At 65.2% G+C, this 6523-nt stretch carries 6 protein-coding genes and 1 pseudogene; all 7 read left to right on the forward strand.

Annotated elements, in window-relative coordinates; genetic code table 11:
* The first annotated feature begins 12 nt into the window (after window positions 1–12).
* Window positions 13–1434, forward strand: coding sequence for a hopanoid biosynthesis associated radical SAM protein HpnJ (gene hpnJ / locus J3489_RS05750; RefSeq protein ID WP_206996748.1), 1422 nt, complete (start codon window positions 13–15; stop codon window positions 1432–1434).
* Between the two features lie 6 nt (window positions 1435–1440).
* Window positions 1441–2343 carry a hopanoid biosynthesis-associated protein HpnK gene (gene hpnK, locus J3489_RS05755; RefSeq protein ID WP_206996749.1) on the forward strand — a complete coding sequence of 301 codons (903 nt, stop codon included), beginning with the start codon at window positions 1441–1443 and terminating at the stop codon, window positions 2341–2343.
* The gene (locus J3489_RS05760) at window positions 2340–3395 is read left to right on the forward strand and encodes a lysylphosphatidylglycerol synthase domain-containing protein (RefSeq protein WP_206996750.1); all 1056 of its coding nucleotides are present in this window, start codon (window positions 2340–2342) and stop codon (window positions 3393–3395) included. Before hpnK ends, J3489_RS05760 begins: the two co-directional genes overlap by 4 nt.
* 454 nt (window positions 3396–3849) lie before the next feature.
* Complete coding sequence (locus J3489_RS05765) at window positions 3850–4407, forward strand: hypothetical protein (protein WP_206996751.1); 558 nt, start codon at window positions 3850–3852, stop codon at window positions 4405–4407.
* A gap of 285 nt (window positions 4408–4692) precedes the next feature.
* Window positions 4693–5382, forward strand: coding sequence for an ABC transporter permease (locus tag J3489_RS05770; protein ID WP_206996752.1), 690 nt, complete (start codon window positions 4693–4695; stop codon window positions 5380–5382).
* Window positions 5379–6092: an ABC transporter permease gene (locus tag J3489_RS05775; RefSeq protein ID WP_206996753.1), complete on the forward strand. Its 714-nt coding sequence runs from the start codon at window positions 5379–5381 to the stop codon at window positions 6090–6092. The genes J3489_RS05770 and J3489_RS05775 overlap by 4 nt, the downstream gene beginning before the upstream one ends.
* A gap of 64 nt (window positions 6093–6156) precedes the next feature.
* A pseudogene (locus tag J3489_RS37410) lies at window positions 6157–6523 on the forward strand (ATP-binding cassette domain-containing protein); the annotation flags it as partial.

Consider the following 6523-nt stretch of genomic DNA (forward strand, 5'->3'; position numbering starts at 1 on the left):
GCCGGAGCACTCATGAAAACGCTGTTTTTGCAGGCCCCGTCCTATGACGGCTTCGATGGCGGAGCCGGTTCGCGCTACCAGGCAAAGCGCGAAATCCGTTCGTTCTGGTATCCGACATGGCTCGCACAGCCCGCCGCGCTCGTGCCGGGCAGCCGCGTGATCGATGCGCCCGCCGACGGCATGTCGGTCGAGGAAACGATCAAGATCGCCGAGCAGTACGACCTCGTCTTCATCCACACAAGCACGCCGTCGTTTCCGACGGATGCGCTGTTTGCGCAAGACCTGAAGAAGCACAAGCCGTCGATCCTCATCGGCATGGTCGGCGCGAAGGTGATGGTCGATCCGCACAACTCGCTCACGGCGACCGAAGCGATCGATTTCGTTTGCCGCGAAGAATTCGACTTCACCTGTAAGGAAATCGCCGAAGGCAAGCCTTTCCCTCAGATCAAGGGCTTGAGCTGGCGCGCCAAGGACGGCTCGATCGAGCACAACGAAGCGCGTCCGATGCTCGAGAACATGGACGAGCTGCCGTTCGTCGCGCCCGTCTATAAGCGCGATCTCAAGATCGACAACTACTTCATCGGCTACCTGAACTATCCGTACGTCTCGATCTACACGGGCCGTGGCTGCAAGTCGCGCTGCACGTTCTGCCTGTGGCCGCAGACGGTCAGCGGCCACCGCTACCGCACGCGTTCGGTCGAAAACGTGATCGAGGAAGTGAAGTGGATCCGCGACAACATGCCGGAAGTGAAGGAGATCATGTTCGACGACGACACCTTCACCGACGACACGCCGCGCGCCGAAGAGATCGCGCGCGGGCTCGGCAAGCTCGGCGTGACATGGTCGTGCAACGCCAAGGCGAACGTGCCGTATTCGACGCTCAAGATCATGAAGGAAAACGGTCTGCGCCTCTTGCTGGTCGGCTATGAGTCGGGCGACGACCAGATCCTCGTCAACATCAAGAAGGGCCTGCGCACGGATTTCGCACGCCGCTTCAACGCGGACTGCAAGAAGCTCGGCATCAAGATTCACGGCACCTTCATCCTCGGCCTGCCGGGCGAGACGAAAGACACGATCAAGAAGACGGTCGAGTACGCGAAGGAAATCAATCCGCACACGATTCAAGTGTCGCTCGCCGCGCCGTATCCGGGCACGACGCTCTACAACCAGGCCGTCGAGAACGGCTGGCTCGAAGAGAACAAGGTCATCAACCTCGTCAGCAAGGAAGGCGTGCAGCTCGCCGCGATCGGCTACCCGCATCTGTCGCGCGAAGACATCTATCACGAGCTCGAGAAGTTCTACCGCGAGTTCTACTTCCGCCCGTCGAAGATCTGGGAAATCCTCCGCGAAATGCTGACGAGCTGGGACATGATGAAGCGGCGCCTGCGCGAAGGCGTCGAGTTCTTCCGCTTCCTGCGCGCGCACGAGGCGTAAAGCGGGATGCCGTCGACGGGACCGGCGCCTTTGTTATCGGCATCGGTTGAGCGCGCGCTCATTTTCACGGCCGACGACTTCGGCCTGCATCCGCGCGTGAACTCGGCGGTCGAGCGCGCGCATCGCGACGGCGTGCTGACTGCCGCAAGCCTGATGGTGAGCGCGCCGGCGGTGCTCGATGCCGTCGAGCGCGCGCGCCGGTTGCCGAGCCTGCGCGTGGGCCTTCATCTGGTGCTCGCCGATGGCGCGGCAACCTTGCCGCATGCCCGGATCCCGGCGCTCGTCGGTCCGAGCGGGCGCTTCGGCGACGCGATGGTCAAAGACGGGTTCCGGTTCTTTTTTCTGCCTTCCGTGCGTGCGCAGCTCGCCCATGAGATCCGCGCGCAATTCGAAGCGTTTGCCGCGACCGGCCTGCCGCTCGATCACGTCAACACGCACAAGCATTTCCATCTGCATCCGACCGTGCTGTCGCTGATCCTGTCGATCGGCCGTGAGTACGGCCTCGCCGCCGTGCGGCTGCCCGCCGAAGCGAATGAGCCGTGGTGGATCAAGCCGTGGATCGCGCTCGTGCGCTCGCGGCTCGAGCGCGCCGGTGTCGCGCATAACGACTACGTCGTCGGCATCGCGAATACGGGCGGCATGGACGAAGCGGTGCTGCTCGATGCGATCGCGCGCCTGCCGCGCGGGGTCGGCGAGATCTACTGCCACCCGGCAGAGGCGGGCGATGCTCCGCTCACGCCGTCGATGCACGCGTACCGGCACGCCGACGAGCTCGACGCGCTGCTCTCGCCGCGCGTCGCGGCGGCGCTCGCCGCAGCCGGCATCGGGCCGGGCTCGCGCGGCGGCTTTGCCGACGTGTTCGGCAAGGGGCGGGCCCCGGCAGCCGTTCAAGGAGCCCGCGCGTCATGATGGTATGGATCAAGCGCGCCGGCTGGCCGGTCGGCATCGCCGTCCTGATCGCGCTCGTGCTGCGCGAGGGCGTCGGGGATGTGATGCACGTGATCGGCCAGGCCGGTTTCGTGCTGCTCTGGCTCGTGCCGTTCCACGCGCTGCCGCTCCTGCTCGATGCGTACGCCTGGCGCCTGCTGCTCGCCCGGCGCGCGCCGCTCGCTTTCCTCTGGTGGGTCGCGACCGTGCGCGAAGCGGTGTCCCGGCTGTTGCCGTCGGCGGGCATCGGCGGCGAGATCGTCGGCATCCGGCTCGCGCGCTGGCGCGTGCGGGACGCGAGCTTCGTGACGGCGTCGGTGATCGTCGAGGTGCTGGTGACGATCGCCGTCCAATACGCGTTCTCGGCGCTCGGGCTCGTGCTCATCATTGCGTCGACACAGAACGGCGGCGCGACGGCGATCGGCCTCGCGCTGCTCCTGTCGCTGCCGCTGCCGGTGCTCGCGGTCGTGCTGCTGCGGCGCGGCGGCGTCTTCCACGCCATCGAGCGCTTTGCGGGGCGCGCGCTCGGCAGCGAGCATCGTCTGCTGCAAGGCATCGACGGCAAGCGCCTCGACGCGGAAATCGACATCTTGATGGGCCGAGCCGGCCTCGTATTCCGCTCGTTCCTCTGGCAGCTCGCGGGCTACGTGATCGGCTCTCTCGAAACCTACTGGGCGCTCGCGATGCTCGGCCATCCGGTATCGATCGGCGGCGCGGTCGCGATCGAGGCGCTGACGCAGGCCGTGCGCCACGCGGCGTTCATCGTGCCGGCGGGGCTCGGCGTCCAGGAAGTGGCGGTGGTGCTGCTCGCCCAGATGTTTGGCGTCGGTCACGACGTGGCGCTGTCGCTCGCGCTCGTCAAGCGCATGCGCGAAGTGCTGTTCGGCTGCCTCGCGCTCGGCTCGTGGCAGTTCGCCGAGCTGCGCCGCACGCGCCGCCACGTGCTCGCCCAGCGGGACGAGCGCGCGAAGGTGCCGGCCGCGGTGCCGGTGCGCGGCGTCAGCCGCGAGTCCGAGGCGCAATCCACGCGCTGAGCCTTCCCGCGGAGCGAAACAGCCGGCCGCGTTCGGGTGCGCGCCCGGGCCGCCCGGAGCATGCGGAAAACATTACCGTTCGGGCAGCGAAATAATCATCTGATTCGGTGTAAACACTCTCTGGCTGGCGAACGACGATACGTCTAGATTAAGTGCACTGGGCACGATATCCCACCAAGGCTAGACGACCGCGAGCAGAGGTCACATCCGAGGGGAGTGCGCGTGGGCGAGGACGCTTCGGTTCCCGCCGCCGCACGCGGAAGACGCTGCGAATTTCTTGACGCCGATCGGCCCTGTGTCCAGCCTATGTTGCCGACGTATATTTTGCGTCGCGCTTCAGACGCTTACCGGCCGCCTACGCGATGTGACGGCCGGTTTCGTTTTTTCGGCATGTAGAGGCGCGAGCCGCCAGCCGTTATCCTATGGGCCATGACGCGCCCTCTATTGCTCACCGATGCCAACCCGTAACCGGCTCCTCACGGCGGCGGTGCTGTGCGCGTCGTTGGCGCTCAGCGCGTGCAACGATCGACAAAACGAACTCGACGTGCAAAAACTCAAAGACTGGTTCAACTCGATCAAACCGGAATCGATGCTGCTGCGAGGCTTGACGCCCGGCGTCACGACCGAAGCCCAGATCCGCGACCAGATGGGGCGCCCGGAGACCGAGCGCGACTACCCGGACGGCGCCAAGCGCCTCGAATATCCGCGCGGCCCGGCTGGCCTGAAGACCTTCATGGTGGACATCGGCCCCGACGGCCGATTGAAGGCGATCACGCAGGCGCTGACGGCCGCCAACTTCGCGAAGATCCACGCCGGCATGAGCGAGGACGAAGTGCGCGAGCTGCTCGGCAAGCCGACCGAGATCGCCGTCTACCCGCTCAAACCGGAGACGGTCTGGAGCTGGCACTGGTTCGAAGGCGGCGTCGATCAGGACGCGTATTTCAACGTGCATTTCGCGCCGGACGGGCTCGTGTACACGACCTCGCGCTCGGACGTGATCCGCGGCCGCTGAATATCGAAAAAGCGACCCAAAACTCGTAAAAACGCGGCGCGGTGCGCGTCGCGAACGCCGAGGCGTACGGGTCGGACAAGACCGATTTTGCCGCTCCCACAAGCATTTGCCGCCCGTCCCCAGGGCGGTTCGCGTCATGCTGCGATGCAGCACGCGCATCCCTTTCAGTTTGAGCAATTTAAATTCGCTTGCGAGTATCCGCTCCAGGCCCAAGCGGTCGCGCGGCGCATCACACGCGCGGCGCCGCGCAGGCCCACCCAACCCCAAAATCAGACGGAGACGCGCGTGTTCCTCTACGGCTTTGGCCCGGTGCTGCTGGCCGGCACGATACAGACGATCAAGCTGTCGGTGCTGTCGCTGTCGGCGGCCGTCCTGCTCGGTCTCATCGGTGCGGTGGCGAAGCTCTCGCACAACCGCGCGCTGCGGTCCACGGCGACCGCCTACACGACGCTGATCCGCTCGGTGCCCGATCTCGTCCTGATGCTCTTGCTCTTCTACAGCATCCAGATCGCGGTCAACCAGATGACCGACGCGCTCGGCTGGGACCAGATCGACATCGACCCGTTCGTCGCCGGCGTGCTCACGCTCGGCTTCATCTACGGCGCGTACTTCACCGAGACGTTCCGCGGCGCGTTCCTTTCCGTGCCGCGCGGCCAGCTGGAGGCGGGCAGCGCGTACGGCATGAGCGGCATGCGCGTGTTCGTGCGGATCATGTTTCCGCAGATGATGCGCTTCGCCCTGCCGGGCATCGGCAATAACTGGCAGGTGCTCGTGAAGGCCACGGCGCTCGTGTCGATCATCGGCCTCGCCGACGTCGTCAAGGCGGCCCAGGACGCCGGCAAGAGCACCTTCAACATGTTCTTCTTCATCCTCGTTGCGGCGCTCATCTACCTCGCGATCACGACGGTGTCGAACGTCGTGCTCCTGTGGCTCGAAAAGCGCTATTCCATCGGCGTGAGGCACGCAGAACTATGATCGAGATCCTTTCGCAATTCGGGCAGGCGTTCCTCTACTGGGACGGCCAGCGCTTCTCCGGGCTTGCCGTGACGGCGTGGCTCCTGGCCGCGTCGATCTCGATCGGCTTCGTGATGGCGGTGCCTCTCGCGGTGGCGCGCGTGTCGAAGAAGCGCTGGCTCTCGACGCCGGTGCGCCTCTACACCTACGTGTTTCGCGGCACGCCGCTCTACGTGCAGCTGCTCCTGATCTACACGGGCGTCTACAGCCTCGAATATGTGCGCTCGCATGAGCTGCTCAACACGTTCTTCAGGAGCGGCTTCCACTGCGCGATTCTCGCGTTCGCGCTGAACACCGGCGCCTATACGACGGAGATTTTCGCGGGCGCGATCAAGGCGACGAATTACGGCGAGATCGAGGCGGCGCGCGCCTACGGGATGGGGTGGTTCACGATGTACCGCCGCATCATCGTGCCGTCGGCCTTGCGCCGGGCGCTGCCGTTGTACAGTAACGAGGTGATCCTGATGCTGCACGCGACCACCGTCGCCTTCACCGCGACCGTGCCCGACATCCTGAAGGTCGCGCGCGACGCCAATTCGGCCACGTACCTGTCGTTCCAGGCGTTCGGCATCGCCGCCCTGATCTATCTTGCTGTATCGTTCGCACTCGTCGCGGCGTTCAGGCGGGCCGAACAGCACTGGCTCGCGTACCTGGCCGTCGGCCGCCACTGACCGCCCCCTCGGGGGGCAGTGAACGAAGTGAACGTGGGGGCTGTTTCATTTACAACGGGAGAGCATGGTGTCCCAGACCAATCCATCCGCCGCTGCCAAACTCGCGGCGCTCGACATCCACAAGCGCTACGGCGACAACGAAGTGTTGAAGGGCGTGACGCTGACCGCGAAGGCCGGCGACGTCATCAGCATCATCGGTGCAAGCGGCTCGGGCAAGAGCACGTTCCTGCGCTGCATCAACTTTCTGGAGCGGCCGAACGCGGGGCAGATCGTCGTCGACGGCGAGACCGTGAAGACCAAGGCCGATCGCGCCGGCAATCTCGAAGTCGCGGACCACAAGCAACTTCAGCGCATCCGCACCAAGCTTTCGATGGTGTTCCAGCACTTCAACCTGTGGGCGCACATGAACGTGCTCGAGAACGTGATCGAAG

Origin of the sequence: Trinickia mobilis, assembly GCF_017315705.1 — a bacterium.
In the GTDB taxonomy this organism is placed as follows: Bacteria; Pseudomonadota; Gammaproteobacteria; order Burkholderiales; family Burkholderiaceae; genus Trinickia_A; species Trinickia_A mobilis.

Excerpts from the sequence above, each read along its gene's own strand:
- hpnJ (WP_206996748.1), top strand. The coding sequence starts at position 13 with ATGAAAACGCTGTTTTTGCAGGCCCCGTCCTATGACGGCTTCGATGGC.
- J3489_RS05775 (WP_206996753.1), top strand. The coding sequence starts at position 5,379 with ATGATCGAGATCCTTTCGCAATTCGGGCAGGCGTTCCTCTACTGGGAC.
- J3489_RS05765 (WP_206996751.1), top strand. The coding sequence starts at position 3,850 with ATGCCAACCCGTAACCGGCTCCTCACGGCGGCGGTGCTGTGCGCGTCG.
- hpnK (WP_206996749.1), top strand. The coding sequence starts at position 1,441 with ATGCCGTCGACGGGACCGGCGCCTTTGTTATCGGCATCGGTTGAGCGC.
- J3489_RS05760 (WP_206996750.1), top strand. The coding sequence starts at position 2,340 with ATGATGGTATGGATCAAGCGCGCCGGCTGGCCGGTCGGCATCGCCGTC.